General features: G+C 66.8%; 12 protein-coding genes, 1 tRNA gene and 1 pseudogene. 8 read left to right on the top strand and 6 right to left on the bottom strand.

Going from position 1 to position 14,837, the window contains the following annotated elements; translation table 11 throughout:
- Positions 1 to 43 precede the first annotated feature (43 nt).
- From pheS to ybaK, 6 genes are read left to right on the top strand one after another with little or no spacing between them, the layout of a single operon-like run.
- The gene (pheS, locus tag WC493_RS11505) at positions 44 to 1,120 is read left to right on the top strand and encodes a phenylalanine--tRNA ligase subunit alpha (RefSeq protein ID WP_373065650.1); all 1,077 of its coding nucleotides are present in this window, start codon (positions 44 to 46) and stop codon (positions 1,118 to 1,120) included.
- Positions 1,117 to 3,522: a phenylalanine--tRNA ligase subunit beta gene (gene pheT / locus WC493_RS11500; protein ID WP_373065649.1), complete on the top strand. Its 2,406-nt coding sequence runs from the start codon at positions 1,117 to 1,119 to the stop codon at positions 3,520 to 3,522. Before pheS ends, pheT begins: the two co-directional genes overlap by 4 nt.
- A gap of 11 nt (positions 3,523 to 3,533) precedes the next feature.
- Positions 3,534 to 5,336 carry a translation elongation factor 4 gene (lepA, locus tag WC493_RS11495; RefSeq protein ID WP_373065648.1) on the top strand — a complete coding sequence of 601 codons (1,803 nt, stop codon included), beginning with the start codon at positions 3,534 to 3,536 and terminating at the stop codon, positions 5,334 to 5,336.
- Position 5,337: 1 nt separating this feature from the next.
- Positions 5,338 to 6,369, top strand: coding sequence for a phosphotransferase (locus WC493_RS11490; protein WP_373065647.1), 1,032 nt, complete (start codon positions 5,338 to 5,340; stop codon positions 6,367 to 6,369).
- A 2-nt stretch (positions 6,370 to 6,371) separates the two neighbouring features.
- Entirely contained in the window at positions 6,372 to 7,691 is a 1,320-nt protein-coding gene (locus tag WC493_RS11485; protein ID WP_373065646.1) for an aspartate aminotransferase family protein, read from the top strand.
- Positions 7,692 to 7,700: 9 nt separating this feature from the next.
- Positions 7,701 to 8,174, top strand: coding sequence for a Cys-tRNA(Pro) deacylase (ybaK, locus tag WC493_RS11480; protein WP_373065645.1), 474 nt, complete (start codon positions 7,701 to 7,703; stop codon positions 8,172 to 8,174).
- Between the two features lie 7 nt (positions 8,175 to 8,181).
- Here the strand turns inward: ybaK and WC493_RS11475 are convergent, their stop codons facing one another.
- A complete protein-coding gene (locus tag WC493_RS11475; RefSeq protein ID WP_373065644.1) occupies positions 8,182 to 8,493 on the bottom strand; it encodes a hypothetical protein in 312 nt (103 codons plus the stop codon).
- A 200-nt stretch (positions 8,494 to 8,693) separates the two neighbouring features.
- On the opposite strand from WC493_RS11475, the gene WC493_RS11470 reads away from it, so the two are divergent.
- Positions 8,694 to 8,783, top strand: a tRNA-Ser gene (locus WC493_RS11470).
- 59 nt (positions 8,784 to 8,842) lie between these two features.
- Here the strand turns inward: WC493_RS11470 and WC493_RS11465 are convergent.
- Both WC493_RS11465 and WC493_RS11460 read right to left on the bottom strand, forming a co-directional pair.
- On the bottom strand, positions 8,843 to 9,454 hold the full coding sequence (locus WC493_RS11465; RefSeq protein WP_373065643.1) for a GNAT family N-acetyltransferase: 612 nt from the start codon (positions 9,452 to 9,454) through the stop codon (positions 8,843 to 8,845).
- Positions 9,455 to 9,552: 98 nt separating this feature from the next.
- A pseudogene (locus WC493_RS11460) lies at positions 9,553 to 10,142 on the bottom strand (integrase core domain-containing protein); the annotation flags it as partial.
- Between the two features lie 268 nt (positions 10,143 to 10,410).
- Between WC493_RS11460 and WC493_RS11455 the strand changes: the two are divergent.
- Complete coding sequence (locus tag WC493_RS11455) at positions 10,411 to 12,126, top strand: phospholipase D-like domain-containing protein (protein WP_373065642.1); 1,716 nt, start codon at positions 10,411 to 10,413, stop codon at positions 12,124 to 12,126.
- A gap of 46 nt (positions 12,127 to 12,172) precedes the next feature.
- On the opposite strand, the gene WC493_RS11450 is transcribed toward WC493_RS11455, so the two are convergent.
- The 3 genes from WC493_RS11450 to WC493_RS11440 form a co-directional block, all read right to left on the bottom strand.
- Positions 12,173 to 13,042, bottom strand: a complete 870-nt coding sequence (locus tag WC493_RS11450) for a DUF1295 domain-containing protein (RefSeq protein ID WP_373065641.1) — start codon at positions 13,040 to 13,042, stop codon at positions 12,173 to 12,175.
- Positions 13,043 to 13,118: 76 nt separating this feature from the next.
- On the bottom strand, positions 13,119 to 14,288 hold the full coding sequence (locus tag WC493_RS11445; protein ID WP_373065640.1) for a glutathione S-transferase family protein: 1,170 nt from the start codon (positions 14,286 to 14,288) through the stop codon (positions 13,119 to 13,121).
- The coding region (locus WC493_RS11440) for a glutathione binding-like protein (RefSeq protein ID WP_373065639.1) at positions 14,285 to 14,837 on the bottom strand (553 nt) is incomplete at its 5' end. The genes WC493_RS11440 and WC493_RS11445, both read right to left, overlap by 4 nt.

Genomic DNA, 14,837 nt, shown 5'->3' with positions numbered 1-14,837 from the left:
GGCCACCGCGCCCCCTGTTCGGGGCGCTGGATTGGGGTCTGACATGAGCAATCTTTCCGGGCTCGAAGCCGAGCTTCTGGCGGCCGTCGGCGATGCCGTCGATCTTGCCACGCTGGACGAGATCCGCGTCGCGGCACTGGGCAAGAAGGGCCGCATCACCGAATTGATGAAGACCCTGGGTGGCATGGCGCCGGACGAGCGCAAGGCCTTCGGCGCTGCCGTGAACCAGGTGAAGGACCGGATCGCCGAGGCGCTCACCGCCCGCAAATCGATCCTCGAAGACGCCGCCCTCGAAGCCCGCCTGGGCCAGGAGCGGATCGACGTCACCCTGCCGATCGCGGCGCAGCCCGCCGGCCGCATCCATCCCGTCACCCAGGTGACCGAGGAATGCGTCGAAATCTTCGGCGCCATGGGCTTCGCGTTGGCCGAAGGGCCGGACATCGAAGACGATTCCCATAATTTCACCGCGCTGAACTTCCCGCCCGGCCACCCGGCGCGCGAAATGCACGACACTTTCTTCCTGCCCCCCCGGGCGGACGGGGAGAAGATCCTGCTGCGCACCCATACCTCGCCGGTCCAGATCCGCACCATGAAGGGCAAGCAGCCGCCGATCCGGGTGATCGCGCCCGGCCGCACCTATCGCTGCGACTCGGACCAGACCCATACCCCGATGTTCCACCAGATCGAAGCGCTGGTGATCGACAAGGGGATCCACATGGGTCACCTGAAGGCGACGATCGAACATTTCGCCGCCGCCTTCTTCGAGGTCGAGGCGGTGAAGATCCGCTTCCGGCCGAGCTTCTTCCCCTTCACCGAACCTTCGGCCGAGGTCGACATCGGCTGCGCCCGCTCGAAGGATTCGATCCGCATCGGCCAGGGCGACGATTGGCTGGAGATCATGGGCTGCGGCATGGTGCATCCCAATGTGATCCGCAATTGCGGCCTCGATCCCGACGAGTGGCAGGGCTTTGCCTTCGGCATGGGGCTCGACCGCATCGCCATGCTGAAATACGGCATTCCCGACCTTCGGGCCTTCTTCGAATCCGACCTGCGCTGGCTCCGGCATTACGGCTTCGCGGCCCTCGACCTGCCGACCCTGGGCGGAGGGCTTTCGCGATGAAATTCACCGTCAACTGGCTGAAAGAGCATCTGGAGACCACGGCTTCCGCGGCCGAGATCGCCGAGAAGCTGACCGCCATCGGCCTCGAAGTCGAAGAGGTGGACGACCGCGGCGCGACGCTCCGCCCCTTCACGGTCGCCCATGTCTTGACCGCCGTGCAGCACCCCAATGCGGACAAGCTGCGGCTCTGCACCGTCGATGCCGGTGACGGCGCGCCCTATCAGGTCGTCTGCGGTGCCCCCAATGCGCGGGCCGGGCTGAAGGTCGTGTTCGCCCGCATGGGCACCACCATTCCCGTCAACGGCATGGTGCTGAAGCCGACCGCGATCCGCGGCGTCGACAGCCAGGGCATGATGTGCTCGATGCGCGAAATGGGCCTGGGCGAGGATCACGACGGCATCATCGAATTGCCGGCGGATGCCCCGATCGGCAAGCCCTTCGCCGAAGTGCTGGGCCTCGACGATGCCGTGATCGACATCGCGGTGACGCCGAACCGCCAGGATTGCCTCGGTGTCGCCGGCATCGCCCGCGACCTCGCGGCCGCCGGCCTCGGCACCCTGAAGACGCCTGCGATCGAAAAGATCGCCGGGCAGTTCCCCTGCCCGGTCGCCGTCCGGCTCGATGAATCGGTCGCCGACAAGCCCTGCCCGATCTTCACCGGCCGCCTGATCCGCGGCGTGAAGAACGGGCCGAGCCCGGATTGGCTGAAGCGCCGGCTGGAAGCGATCGGCCTTCGCCCGATCTCCGCCCTCGTCGATGTCACCAACCTGATCACCATGGACCGCGCCCGCCCGCTCCATGTCTTCGACGCCGCCAAGCTGAGCGGCGGCATCCGCGTCCGCCTCGGCTTCGAGGGCGAGATGGTCGAGGGCCTGGACGGCAAGACGCATAAGATCGACGCCGCCACCATCGTGATTTCGGACGATTCCGGGGCGCTGGGCCTCGGCGGCATCGTCGGCGGCGTGCCGTCTTCCGTTTCGGAAGAGACGGTGGACGTCTTCGTCGAGAGCGCGCATTTCGATCCCGACCGCATCGCGGCCACGGGCCGGCGCACCGGCGTCGTTTCCGACGCGCGCTATCGCTTCGAGCGCGGCGTCGATCCCAAGTCGGCGCTCGACGGGCTCGAACTCGCCACCAAGCTCATTCTCGAACTCTGCGGCGGCACGCCGTCCGAGGTCGTGGTCGCGGGCGCCTTCCCGGGCGATTTCCCGGTGCGGCACCTGCGTCCCGGCCGGGTCAAGCAGTTGACCGGCCTCGAGGTTTCCGAGGCCGAAATGCAGCGGATTCTGACGGCACTCGGCTTCGGCGTCGATGCGGGCACCATGCCCTGGACCGTCAGCGTGCCGTCCTGGCGCCGCGACATCGAGGGCGAGACCGATCTCGTGGAGGAAGTGGCCCGTATCGTCGGGCTGGACAAGCTGCCGGTCGAGCCGCTGCCGCGCACCAACGTGGTGCCCGTGCCGGCGCTCTCGCCCGCCCAGCGCCGCGTCCGCGCCGCCCGCCGCCTGCTCGCCGCCCGCGGCCTGACCGAGACGATCAATTACAGCTTCATTCCCGAAGCCCATGCCAAGGCCTTCGGCTGGAGCGATGCCGCCCTCAAGGTCGCCAATCCGATCTCGCCCGAACTCGCCGTGATGCGCCCGCATCTGGTGCCGAGCCTGGCCGCCGCCGGCGTCCGCAACGCGGCGCGTGGCAACGAGGATGTCGCGCTGTTCGAGCTGGCCGGCACCTATCACGGTATCGGCCCGGCCGACCAACGCACGGTCGCCGCCGGGCTCCGCACCGGTTACACGGCACCCCGCCAGTGGCAGGGCGGCCGCCGCCCGGTCGACGCCTTCGACGCCAAGGCCGACGTCTTCGCCCTGCTCGCCGAGCTGGGCGCCCCGGTCGGCAATCTGACCGTGACCACCGAGGTTCCGGCCTGGGCCCACCCGGGCCAGGCCGGCGCCGTGAAGCTGGGCCCCAAGACCACGGTCGCCGTGTTCGGCGCGCTGCACCCGAAGATCGCCAAGCTGCTGGACCTCGAAGGGCCGGCCGCCTTCTTCGAGGTCTATCTGGACGCGGTCCCCCTGCCCAAGCCGCGCGCGACCAAGGAGAAGGGCGCCCTGGTCCTGTCCGACTTCCAGGCGGTCAGCCGCGACTTCGCCTTCCTGGTCGACGAGACCGTGGCGGCCGAAGCCGTGATCCGCGCCGTGAAGGGGGCCGACAAGGCGTTGATCACCGAGGTTTCGGTGTTCGACCTCTACCGCGGCACGGGCGTGCCGGAGGGCAAGCTGTCCCTCGCCCTCGCCGTCAAGCTGGAGCCCAGGGACAAGACCCTGTCCGACCAGGACATCGACGCAGTTTCAGCAAAGATCATCGCCGCCGTCGCCAAAGCGACGGGCGCCACCCTCAGGGCCTGACCGGAGCAGACATGACCGACCTCGCCCATATCCGCAACTTCTCGATCGTCGCCCATATCGACCACGGCAAATCGACCCTGGCCGACCGGCTGATCCAGACCTGCGGCGGCCTGACCGAGCGCGAGATGACCGAACAGGTGCTCGACTCGATGGATATCGAGCGCGAGCGCGGCATCACCATCAAGGCGCAGACCGTGCGCCTGCAATACAAGGCGAAGAACGGCGAGACCTATGTCCTCAACCTGATGGATACGCCCGGTCACGTCGACTTCGCTTATGAAGTCTCGCGCTCGCTGGCCGCCTGCGAGGGTGCCCTGCTGGTGGTCGACGCCTCCCAGGGCGTCGAGGCGCAGACGCTCGCCAATGTCTATCAGGCGATCGACGCCAATCTCGAAATCGTGCCGATCCTGAACAAGATCGACCTGCCGGCGGCGGAACCCGAGCGGATCCGCGCCCAGATCGAGGATGTGATCGGTATCGACGCCTCCGAAGCCCTGCTGGTCTCGGCCAAGGCCGGCATCGGCATCGAAGAGACGCTGGAAGCCATCGTCCACCGCCTGCCGCCGCCCAAGGGCGACGTGAACGCGCCGCTCAAGGCCCTGCTGGTCGACAGTTGGTACGACGCCTATCTCGGCGTCGTCATCCTGGTGCGCGTGGTCGACGGCGAGATCCGCAAGGGCCAGAAGATCAAGATGATGGCGGCCAACAAGGTCCATCTGGTCGAACGGGTCGGCATCTTCACGCCGAAGAAGGTGATCGTCGACAAGCTGGGCCCGGGCGAGATGGGCTTCATCACCGCCGCGATCAAGGAAGTGGCCGATACCTCGGTCGGCGACACGATCACCGACGAGAAGAAGCCGACCGAAACGCCGCTGGCCGGCTTCAAGCCTTCTGTCCCGGTGGTGTTCTGCGGCCTTTTCCCGTCCGATGCCGCCGAATTCGACAATCTGCGGGATTCGCTCGCCAAGCTCCGCCTGAACGACGCCAGCTTCCAGTTCGAGATGGAAAGCTCGGCCGCCCTCGGCCTCGGCTTCCGCTGCGGCTTCCTCGGCCTGCTGCATCTCGAGATCATCCAGGAACGGCTCGAACGTGAATTCAACCTCGACCTGATCACCACGGCACCGAGCGTGGTCTATCACGTCTATATGACCGATGGGACGATGCAGGAAATGCACAATCCCGCCGACATGCCGGACCCGGTGAAAATCGCCAAGATCGAAGAGCCCTGGATCAAGGCGACGATCTTCGTGCCGGACACCTACCTCGGCGACATCCTGAAACTGTGCCAGGACCGCCGCGGCATCCAGGTCGAGCTGACCTATGCCGGCAACCGGGCCATGGCGGTCTATCGCCTGCCGCTGAACGAAGTGGTGTTCGATTTCTACGACCGGCTGAAGTCGGTCTCGCGCGGTTACGCCTCCTTCGACTATCACCTCGACGGTTACCAGGAGGAAGACCTCGTCAAGATGTCGATCCTGGTCAACCAGGAGCCGGTCGACGCGCTGGCCATGATCGTGCACAAGACCCGGGCCGAGGCGCGCGGCCGCCAGCTCTGCGAGCGGCTGAAGGACCTGATCCCCCGCCAGCTCTTCCAGATCGCCATCCAGGCCGCCATCGGCGGGCGCGTCATCGCCCGCGAGACGGTGAAGGCAATGCGGAAGGACGTGCTGGCCAAATGCTATGGCGGCGACGTCTCGCGCAAGCGCAAGCTCCTCGACAAGCAGAAGGCCGGCAAGAAGCGGATGCGTCAGGTCGGCAATGTCGAGATCCCGCAGGAAGCCTTCATCGCCGCCCTGAAGATGGACGCCGACTAGGGTGGCCCCGGCCGGCCCCTTCGCCGACAGCCTGCTGGAAGTGCCGCCCCCGGCTTTTCCCGCGGCCGAGGTCGAGGCGGCGGCGGCATCGCTCTATGGCATCGACGCCAAGGCGGCGCCGCTGACCAGCGAACGGGACCAGAATTTCCGCCTGGTCGCCGCCGATGGCACCGGCTATGTCGCCAAGATCACCAATGCCGCCGAAGACCCCGGCGTGACCGATTTCCAGACCCGGGCCCTCCTCCATGTCGAGGGCGCCGGCCTGCCCGTGCCGCGCCTGGTGCGCAGCCGGACGGGGGCCGTGGTCGAGCGGATCGCCGGCCTGCCGCTTCGCCTGATCACCCTGCTGCCCGGGGTGCCCCTGGCGGGCCTGGCGCGCACATCTTCGCTGCGCCGGAACCTGGGCGCGGCCCTCGGCGCGCTCGATGCGGCGCTGGCCGATTTCCGCCATCCGGCGGCGCGCCACATGCTGCCTTGGGACTTGGCGCAAGCCGCCTCCCTGCGCCCCCTGCTCGTCCATGTCGAGGATCCGCGACGGGCGCTGGCGGAGGCGGCACTCGACCGCTTCGAAACCCATGTGCAGCCCCGCCTCGCCGGCCTGCGCTGGCAGGTGGTGCATGACGACATGAACCCCTGGAATGCCCTGGTCGAGCCGGCAGCGCCGGAGCGGATCAGCGGCCTGATCGATTTCGGCGACATGGTCGAGACCGCCCTGGTGAACGATCTCGCCATCGCCTGCGCCTATCAGTTGACGCCGGGGGACGACTGGCTGGCCGGCGCGCTCGAGGTCGCCGCCGGTTTTCAGGCGAGCTGCCCGCTGAGACCCGACGAAGCCGCCCTCTTGCCGGACCTGATCGCCACCCGCATGGTGGCGACGGTGGCGATCACCGGCTGGCGCGCCCGGCGACATCCGGGCAATGCCGCCTATATCCTGCGCAATGCGCCTTCCGCCTTCGCCGGGCTGGAGGCGCTGGCCGCCCTCGACCGGGGGGAGGCGGCGGCCCGTTTCACGGCGCTCTGTGGGGGAGACTGAGCATGGCCATGGTGAATGCCTTCGATCCGTCCAAGACGGGCGCCCTGCCGGCGCAGGAGGCGGCCATGATCGAGAGAAGGCGCAAGCTGCTCGGCCCCGCCTATCGCCTGTTCTACGAAAAGCCCCTGCATATCGTGCGAGGCGACGGCGTCTGGCTCTACGACGCCGAGGGCAAGGCCTATCTCGACACCTACAACAATGTCGCCTCGGTCGGCCACTGCCACCCCCATGTGGTCGAGGCGCTGAGCCGTCAGGCCGCCCTGCTCAACACCCACACCCGCTACCTGCACGAGACGATCCTCGACTATGCGGAGCGGCTGCTCGGCTATTTCCCGCCCGAACTGTCCCATGTGATGTTCACCTGTACGGGGAGCGAGGCGAACGACCTGGCGCTCCGCATCGCCATGGCCCACACCGGGCGGCAGGGCGTGATCGTCACCCGCCTCGCCTATCACGGGCTGACCGTCGCGGTTTCCGAACTCTCGCCCTCGCTGACGCCGGAGGAGCCGCGGCCGGCCCATGTCTGCCTCGTGGACGCGCCGGACGGCTTTCGCCATAACGGCGACGACGTCGGCCAGCGCTTCGCCGAAGGGGTGCGCCGGGCGATCGCCCTTCTGCGCGGCCGCGGCATCGAGCCGGCGGCCCTGCTGGTCGACACGATCTTTTCGTCCGACGGCGTCTTCGCCGATCCGCCCGGCTTCCTGGTCGAGGCGGTCGCCGCCATCCGCGAGGCCGGCGGCATCTTCATCGCCGACGAGGTGCAGCCGGGCTTCGGCCGCATCGGCCACGGCTTCTGGGGCTTCGCCCGCCACGGCGTGGTGCCGGACATCGTCACCATGGGCAAGCCCATGGGCAACGGCCACCCCATGGCCGGCATCGCCGTGCGGCCGGAAGTGGTGGCGGAATTCGCCGCCCGCAGCCGCTATTTCAACACTTTCGGCGGCAATCCGGTGTCCTGCGCCGTCGGCCTCGCCGTGCTCGACGTGATCGAGGACCACGGCCTGGTCACCCGCGCGGCCGAGATGGGAGCGATTCTGCGCGGCGGCTTGCGCGATCTTTCGACCCTGCATCCCGCGATCGGCGACGTGCGGGGCGCCGGGCTCTTCGTCGGCGTCGAGATGGTCGACCCGGCGACCGGGGCACCGGCGACAGCGCTCACCACCCGCGTGGTCAACGGGCTCCGCGAGCGCGGCGTGCTGATCAGCGCGACCGGCCCCAATGGCAATATCCTGAAGATCCGCCCGCCCCTGGTCTTCGCGCGGGAGCATGTGAACCTGTTCCTGGACCGCCTGGCGGCCACGCTGCAGGCCCAGAACGCCTGAGGCCCCCGAATGTCGCGCACCACGCCCGCCACCAAGGCCCTGCAGGCCGCCGGCATCGCCTTCGAACTGGTCACCTATGACTACGACCCGGATGCCGACCGCATCGGCCTCCAGGCGGCGGAAGCGATCGGCGAGCCACCCCACCGGGTGCTGAAGACCCTGATGGCGGAAGTGGACGGCAAGCCGGTCTGCGTCGTCGTGCCGTCCGACGGCACGGTCTCGATGAAAAAGCTCGCCGCCGCCTTCAAGGGCAAGTCCGCCGCCATGATGAAGCCCGCGGATGCGGAGCGCCTGACCGGCTATCATGTCGGCGGCATCAGCCCCTTCGGCCAGCGCCGCAAGGTGCCGACGGCGATCGAGGAAGCGGCCCTGAGCGAGCCTCACGTCTATGTCAACGGCGGCCAGCGCGGCCTTCAGGTCCGCCTGGCACCGGCCGACGCCAAGGCGGCACTCGGCGCCGTCACCTGCGCCCTGATGGCCTGAGGGCCGATCAGGCGGCGAAGATCCGGTCGCGCCGCTCGCGCTTGCGGAACAGCAGCAGGAGAATCAGGCCGATCACGCCGAAGAGCGCGAGGCCCGGCACCTGCAGCGCCGTGGTGATGCCCGGATTCCAGATTTCCGGCAGGATATAGCCCGAAACCGCATCGCCCGCCGCGACCAGGCTGTCGCGGTCGAGCGCATTCCAGAGTTCGCCGAGCGAGAGCAGACCAAAGGCACCGCGTTCCAGCATGGCCATCCCGTCGGCTCCGAGGCACATGAGCGCCAGCCCGATGAAGATCCAGCCCAGAAAACGTCCCACCATCCGCTCGCCCTCCCGGCTCTGCGCGCCGCATCATCGCAAGGGGCGAAGCCAATCTCAACAATGGGGCCACAATAGGGCTCCGCTCTCACCGAGGAGCGCCCCCGCGCGGCAGCAGTTGCACGCCGCGCCGACTTCGCTATAGTGCCGCCCTCGCAGCCGGCCCAGCGCCGGGCCGACCCGAAAGAGTCGGGCATGCTTGCGGAGGGGTGGCCGAGTGGTTGAAGGCGCACGCCTGGAAAGTGTGTATACGGGAAACCGTATCGTGAGTTCGAATCTCATCCCCTCCGCCATATGCCGCCGATTGCACTCTATAGTGCGATATTGCCGCCGACTGCCGCATCACCGGCGACTAGACGCGACGGCCTGACGTCTCGGTGCCAGCGGCGCCGCTCATGCCCGGCGGTTGCCAAATTGCTGTAACACCAGACATCCACTCGCGGCGCAGGATGGCGTATTGCATGGTGTTTTCGTAGATCGGATTGCCCGCATCGTCATTGGTGAACGATACGAACTCGATGAACACGCCTTCGCGGCGCATGCCCAGTTTTTCGCAGAGGCGTCGAGAGGGTTTGTTGTGATCTTCGACATAGGCATAGAGTCGGCGAAAGCCCTTTGCCCGGAAAAGATGGTCGACCATGGCTCTCGCGGCTTCGAACGCATATCCCTGACCACCGAATTGCGGATTGAGGTTCCAGCCGACCGAGGCCGTCTCGTCCTCCTCCCCCTCTCCGGCGCCGCCGAACAGATCGCCGATGACCTGACCGGTTTGTTTCAGGCATATCGCCACGCTGCCCTCGTCGAGGGCGCGTTTCCTGACCTCGATCTCCGCTTCAGCCAGGTCTGCGAGCTTGAGCGAGAAGAAGCAGGAGGCGGTGGGCGCACGCAGATAATCGAAGAGGTCTGCGGCATCCCCCTCCCGGAAGGGCCTCAGGATCAGGCGCTCGGTCTCGATGATTTGCATGTGCGGTATGACGATCTCCCGGTTTCGGGTCCGGGCTGAATGAGAGCTTCCGGCCTTCATCTGCCGGGGTCAACCCCGGCAGATGAAGCAAATTCGGCCTCGATCTTGCCCCTGGCATCCGCCAGCGACAAGAACCAACGGGCATTCAGACACTCGTCGCGGAAGCGCCCGTTGAACGATTCCACGAAGGCATTGTCTGTCGGTTTGCCGGGCCGGCTGAAGTCCAGGGTGACACCGTTCTCATAGACCCTGCGATCCGGTGGTTCCCCCTTGATCCCCTGATCGACCTCGATCGTCAGGGCTTCGCGCATATAGGCGTCGACGATTGTCAGCGCCCGCAGCCGCCGGCCGTCGAACAGGGCATCCTCCCGATAAAGCCGATAAACCCGCTTGTGGTTCACGACCCGGCCCTCTCGTCGCAGCAGGATGTCGATCCGATAATAGCCGTAGCGCACCTGCGTCCGCGCGAGGCCCCGGATGCACATGAGCAGAGTCTTACGGTTCTCCTCCTCGCGCGGCTTCAGCCGTCGCAATTCGCCCATGCCCGCCCCGCCATAGAGCTTCTTCCAGCGGTAGAATATCTGCTCCCAATGCCCATCCGCCGGATCACCTCCGCCACCGAAACCCCGGCCTCCGCCTGTTTCAGCGCGTAGGAAATCTGTTCCTCGGTAAACCCGCTCTTCTTCACAGCTCGCCCCTTCCTCAAGGGTCGTCACAGCGCCGCAAACCGTCACTCAAAACGGAGGAAGCAGACGGGGGAAGGTCAAAAAAAGATGGGGTGATGGACGGCTCCGCTCCCATTTCGGCCCTTTCCTTCTGCCTGCCTGCCATCAATGCCGGGAAACGGAATCGGGTTGCCGCACTATCGTCACAGCAGGAAATCCAGTATATTCGACGCGTGGTTGCGTCCGCTGCGGCTTCATTCTTTCTGGGTGGCGGCCCGGATGGAGGGGAAAATGCGGGTACGATCGGGTGCGGGCGGCTTCGACCTGCTGGCCATCGGCGGCAGCAATGTGGTGCTCCTCGCCATCGACGCAACGCCGGCGGCGCGGAAAGGATTGCTCGGCTTCGCCCTGAAGCGCAGCGATGCCTCGGAAAATCAGTCCTATTGGCTGAAGGGCCTCAAGGTCTTCGAGGAAGTGGTGCCCCAACCGCGGCCCGGCGACAACTATTCGACGCTCGAACACCCGATCCAAAGCTTCCTTTGGGGCGATTACACGGCCAAGCCGGGGCATCGCTACGGATTCGTCGTCCGACCAGTCTACGGAACCCCGCGCAACCTCCGATACGGCGAGGATATCACGGTCGAGGTCGAGACCGAGCGCGAGGATGATGGAACCCATGCCGTCTTCTTCAATCGCGGCGCGATCGCAAGCCAGGCCTTCGCTGACAAATTCGGCAACAAGGCACCGGAGAACCAGGACGACCCGAAGGATCCGGAAGTCGTCTGGCTGTCACGCGGCTTGCTCGAAGCCGCCCTCGCCTTCATCGACGACACCAGGCCCGACGAGAAGCTCCGCGTTGCGGCCTATGAATTCACCTATCCACCGATCCTGAACGCCCTGGCCACCGCCCGCAAGACGCGCGGGGTCGATGTCGTCGTGGTCTACGAGGCCGGCCAGGAGACCGTGAAGAAGGCCCGCGTCGATACCGAGGCGACCACGGCGAACAGGAAGGCGATCGCCGCCGCCGGCCTGCCGAAAGCCATGTTGAAGCCGCGCACCCAGCGGCACGACATTCCCCACAACAAATTCATGGTCCGCCTCTCCCCCGACCGGGCGCGGACCGCGGTCTGGACCGGCTCGACCAATTTCACCGCGTCGGGCTTTCTCGGCCAGGCCAATGTAGGCCATATCGTGCGCGACCCCACGATCGCCAAGACCTATCTCGCCTATTGGGAGAAGCTCGCGGCCGACACGGAATGGAACGACCTCCGCGACTGGAACCGGACCGTGGATCCCGATCCCGCGGCCGCCCTGCCGGCGAATTCGGTTACGCCGGTCTTCAGTCCCCGCCGCACGGACTCCATGCTCGACTGGTATGCGGGCCGGATCCGCGAGGCGGGGCAGACGGTCATGTTCACGGCCCCCTTCGGGATCGACGCGGCGCTTGCCGGAGCCTTTTCTGAGGACCGCCCCTTCCTCCGCTACATCATCCTCGAAAAGCCGCCCGGAAAGACCGAGCGGGCGATCGTCGCCCGCGACAGAGACGTCCAGATCGCCTATGGCGCGGCCCTCGGGCGCAAGACGGTCAAGACCAGGATCCCCGGCTGGCAGCTCGACAAATGGTTCCTGGACGAGGGGCACTATCGTTACGAAGGCCATGTCTTCTATGTGCACACCAAGATCCTGCTGGTCGACCCGGCCGGCGACGATCCGTTGGTGTTTTCGGGCTCGGCAAATTTTTCGCACAATTCGCTCGTCAACAACGACGAGAACATGCTCCTGATTCGCGGCGACACCCGTGTCGCCGACATCTATATGACGGAATACGACCGTATCTTCCGGCACTTCTACTTCCGCAACATGGCCAACGAGCTCGCCGAGAAGGGAAAAACCGACACGGCCGCAATCTTCCTCGATCCGAGCGACAAATGGGTGGCGGCCAATTTCTCGCCGGAGGGAATGAAATCGAAGCGCCGGAAACTATTCTTCGGCAATTCGAAGAATTAGGCCCCGCAGACGGGGGTCTGAAGATGGCCGGATCGCCGCCCGGCCCTCAGGCGCGTTTCGGCGGCAGCGGCACGAGGGCGGAGACGCGGGCGCGATAGGCGGCATAGGCGGGGCGGCGTTCGAGGCTTCGCTGTTCCATCAGGGGGATCGAGGCGAAGACGAACATCACGGTGATCGCCAGGGCGCCGGGCACGATCCAGGGCCACCTGTCCGGCGCTGCGGCCAGGCCGAAGAGCATCAGCCCCCACCAGAAGGCGGTCTCGCCGAAATAATTCGGGTGGCGCGACCAGGCCCAGAGGCCGCTCTGGATGAAGCTGCCCGGCGTGCGGCGGGCGATGAAGGCATGGAGCTGGAGATCGGCCAGGGTCTCGACCGCGATGGCGCCGAGGGTGACGGCAAAGGCCACGACGTCGAGCCAGCCGAAGGGCGCCGTGCCGAAGCGCATGACGGCATAGACCGGCAGGCAGCCGAGGAAGACCTGGAGCGTCGGGAACAGATGGATGCCGGCGAAATCGGCCGCCACGGCCGCCCGCCCCGCCTTCTGCCGGACCAGGGGATAGCGCCAGTCCTCGTGCCCCATACCGCCCCAATGCACGGCCCAATTGGCGGTCAGGCGGATGCCCCAGAGCCAGGCGAGCCCGATCACGCACCAGGCCCGCAAGCCATCGACCGGCCCGCCCGCGGCATACCAATAGAGGGCGAGCAGCGGCGGAATCACGCTCCAATAGGGATCATAGGTGCTGGAATTGCGGTAGAGCCGGCTGAAGCCGAAGACGACGGCGGTGGCCGCGACATCGGCCAGCAGGGCGTCGAAGGGTGGCGCCAGCAGGCCGGCGCCGAGCACGGCCGCCGCCACAACGAGGCCGGCCGCATAGGCCAGTGCGACCGCGAAAAAATCCCTCGTCCTGCCGGCCATCGCCCGCCCCCGTTTGATCCCGCCGGCAGTGTCGGCCGCTGCCGGCGAGATCGCCACGTCCGGATGGACGGGGCCGTCAGGCCGCCCGGGCGAGGGCGGAGCCCCAGACTTCGACATAGTCGCGCCGCTCGATCCGGCGGGCCGGGCGCTGTTCGATCAGGGCGGCGAGGCCGGTTTCCGCCAGCAGGGTGTCGACCGGGCCGCGCGCCTCCGGCGCCAGCGCGTCATAGGCGTCGGTCACCCGTTGCAGCATCCACAGCGGATAGTGGCGCATCGCCTGGACGTGGGGCACGCCACGGATGACCGGCGCGATCGAGCCGAGACTGCCGCGCTTGCCGCGCGGGAAGATCGCCGCACCCTCGGCCACCTCGTTCCCGGCCAGCCAGTGGTTCACCGCCTCGACGGTGGCGAGCAGTTCGGGCAGGTAATCCCGCGCGATCAGGCGGAGCAGATCCTTCGCCGTTCCCGGCACCGCATCACCGGCGAGGAATTCGGGCGCGAGGCCCGGGAATTCCGGCGTGTCGACCTCGACCGTGTTCATCCGTTCGACCCAGCGCTGCAGACGGTCGGCATGGCGGGCCATCAGGAAGGCGGGATAGGGATCGCGCCCGAGGTGGGCATAGAGCGGACCCATCAACCCATAGTCGCCGATCGAGGGACGCCCGCCGAAGAGATAGGGATGATGCAGGAAGTGGGCGTCGAGCACCGCCATCAGGTCCATGAACTGGGCCTCGATCACCGGGATCGTCTCGGGCGAAACGCCGATCGCCGGCAGATAGCCCGAGAGCTGCTCCATCGGCCCGGCGGCCATCAGGCGGGCTTCCTCGATATCGGCTTCCGCATTGAACATGCGCCCGATATTGCCGGCCAGGAAGCGGCCGTTTTCTGCCATGAAATTCCAGCGGTAATGCATCGCCTGGCGTACCAGGCCCTCGTCGCCATAGAGCTCGACGATCAGGGCGGCGATCTTCTGTCGGGGACCTGTTGGGTAACAGCTCGGCACCGCAGGTTCGCGCGCTTCGAGGAAATCGACGATCTCGGTCGTGTCCTGCACCAGGGTGCCGTCCGGTGCTTCCAGTACGGGCAGCCAGAACTTGCCGATCGCCGGCAGGATATGGGCGCCGAAGCGCGGATCGCTCGGCAGGCGCTCGCGGAAGGGCAGGCCGGATTTCCGCAGGAAGGCGCGCGTCTTGCCGGTGTAGAGCGAGACCGGCGCGCCATAGAGGACATAGGGCGTGTCGCTCACTTCTTGTCCCCCCCGGTCACGATGGTGCGGGCGCCGGCGACGAAGCGCTCGGCCGCGTCGCCGCCCTTGAACAGGGCCGAAATGTCGACCGGCACCTTGACGCCGCGCTGTACCGCCGGGCGTTCCTCGATCACGGCGAGCCAGCGCCCGAGCGAGGGCAGGTCGTCGATCGCGACGCCGGACCAGGCATGGGTGCGGACCCAGCAAAAATTGGCGATGTCGGCGATCGAATAGTCGCCCGCCAGATAGGCGTGGTCCTTCAGGCGGGTGTCGAGCACGGTGAGCAGGCGCTTGGTCTCCTGCTGGTAGCGGTCGATCGCGAGCGGGATCTTCTCGCTCATGTAACGATAGAAGACATTGGCCTGCCCCATCATGGGACCGACCCCGCCCATCTGGAACATCAGCCATTGGATCACGGTCGAGCGGCCGCGACGGTCCGTTGGCAGCAAGGCGCCCGCCTTCTCCGCCAGGTAGATCATCAAGGCGCCGGATTCGAAGACGGCGAAACCATCCTCGTCCCGATCGACGATGGCCGGGATCCGGCCGTTC

This window comes from Zavarzinia sp. (assembly GCF_041650655.1).
GTDB lineage: Bacteria > Pseudomonadota > Alphaproteobacteria > Zavarziniales > Zavarziniaceae > Zavarzinia.
Note: the sequence above shows the minus strand (reverse complement) of the source record. Positions and strands in the feature narration are given on the sequence as shown.

What these genes read in the sequence shown, in the direction of transcription:
- WC493_RS11455 (WP_373065642.1), top strand. Translation starts at nt 10,411, where the DNA reads ATGCGGGTACGATCGGGTGCGGGCGGCTTCGACCTGCTGGCCATCGGC.
- WC493_RS11465 (WP_373065643.1), bottom strand. Translation starts at nt 9,454, where the DNA reads ATGCAAATCATCGAGACCGAGCGCCTGATCCTGAGGCCCTTCCGGGAG.
- WC493_RS11485 (WP_373065646.1), top strand. Translation starts at nt 6,372, where the DNA reads ATGGCCATGGTGAATGCCTTCGATCCGTCCAAGACGGGCGCCCTGCCG.
- WC493_RS11475 (WP_373065644.1), bottom strand. Translation starts at nt 8,493, where the DNA reads ATGGTGGGACGTTTTCTGGGCTGGATCTTCATCGGGCTGGCGCTCATG.
- pheT (WP_373065649.1), top strand. Translation starts at nt 1,117, where the DNA reads ATGAAATTCACCGTCAACTGGCTGAAAGAGCATCTGGAGACCACGGCT.
- lepA (WP_373065648.1), top strand. Translation starts at nt 3,534, where the DNA reads ATGACCGACCTCGCCCATATCCGCAACTTCTCGATCGTCGCCCATATC.
- pheS (WP_373065650.1), top strand. Translation starts at nt 44, where the DNA reads ATGAGCAATCTTTCCGGGCTCGAAGCCGAGCTTCTGGCGGCCGTCGGC.
- ybaK (WP_373065645.1), top strand. Translation starts at nt 7,701, where the DNA reads ATGTCGCGCACCACGCCCGCCACCAAGGCCCTGCAGGCCGCCGGCATC.
- WC493_RS11450 (WP_373065641.1), bottom strand. Translation starts at nt 13,042, where the DNA reads ATGGCCGGCAGGACGAGGGATTTTTTCGCGGTCGCACTGGCCTATGCG.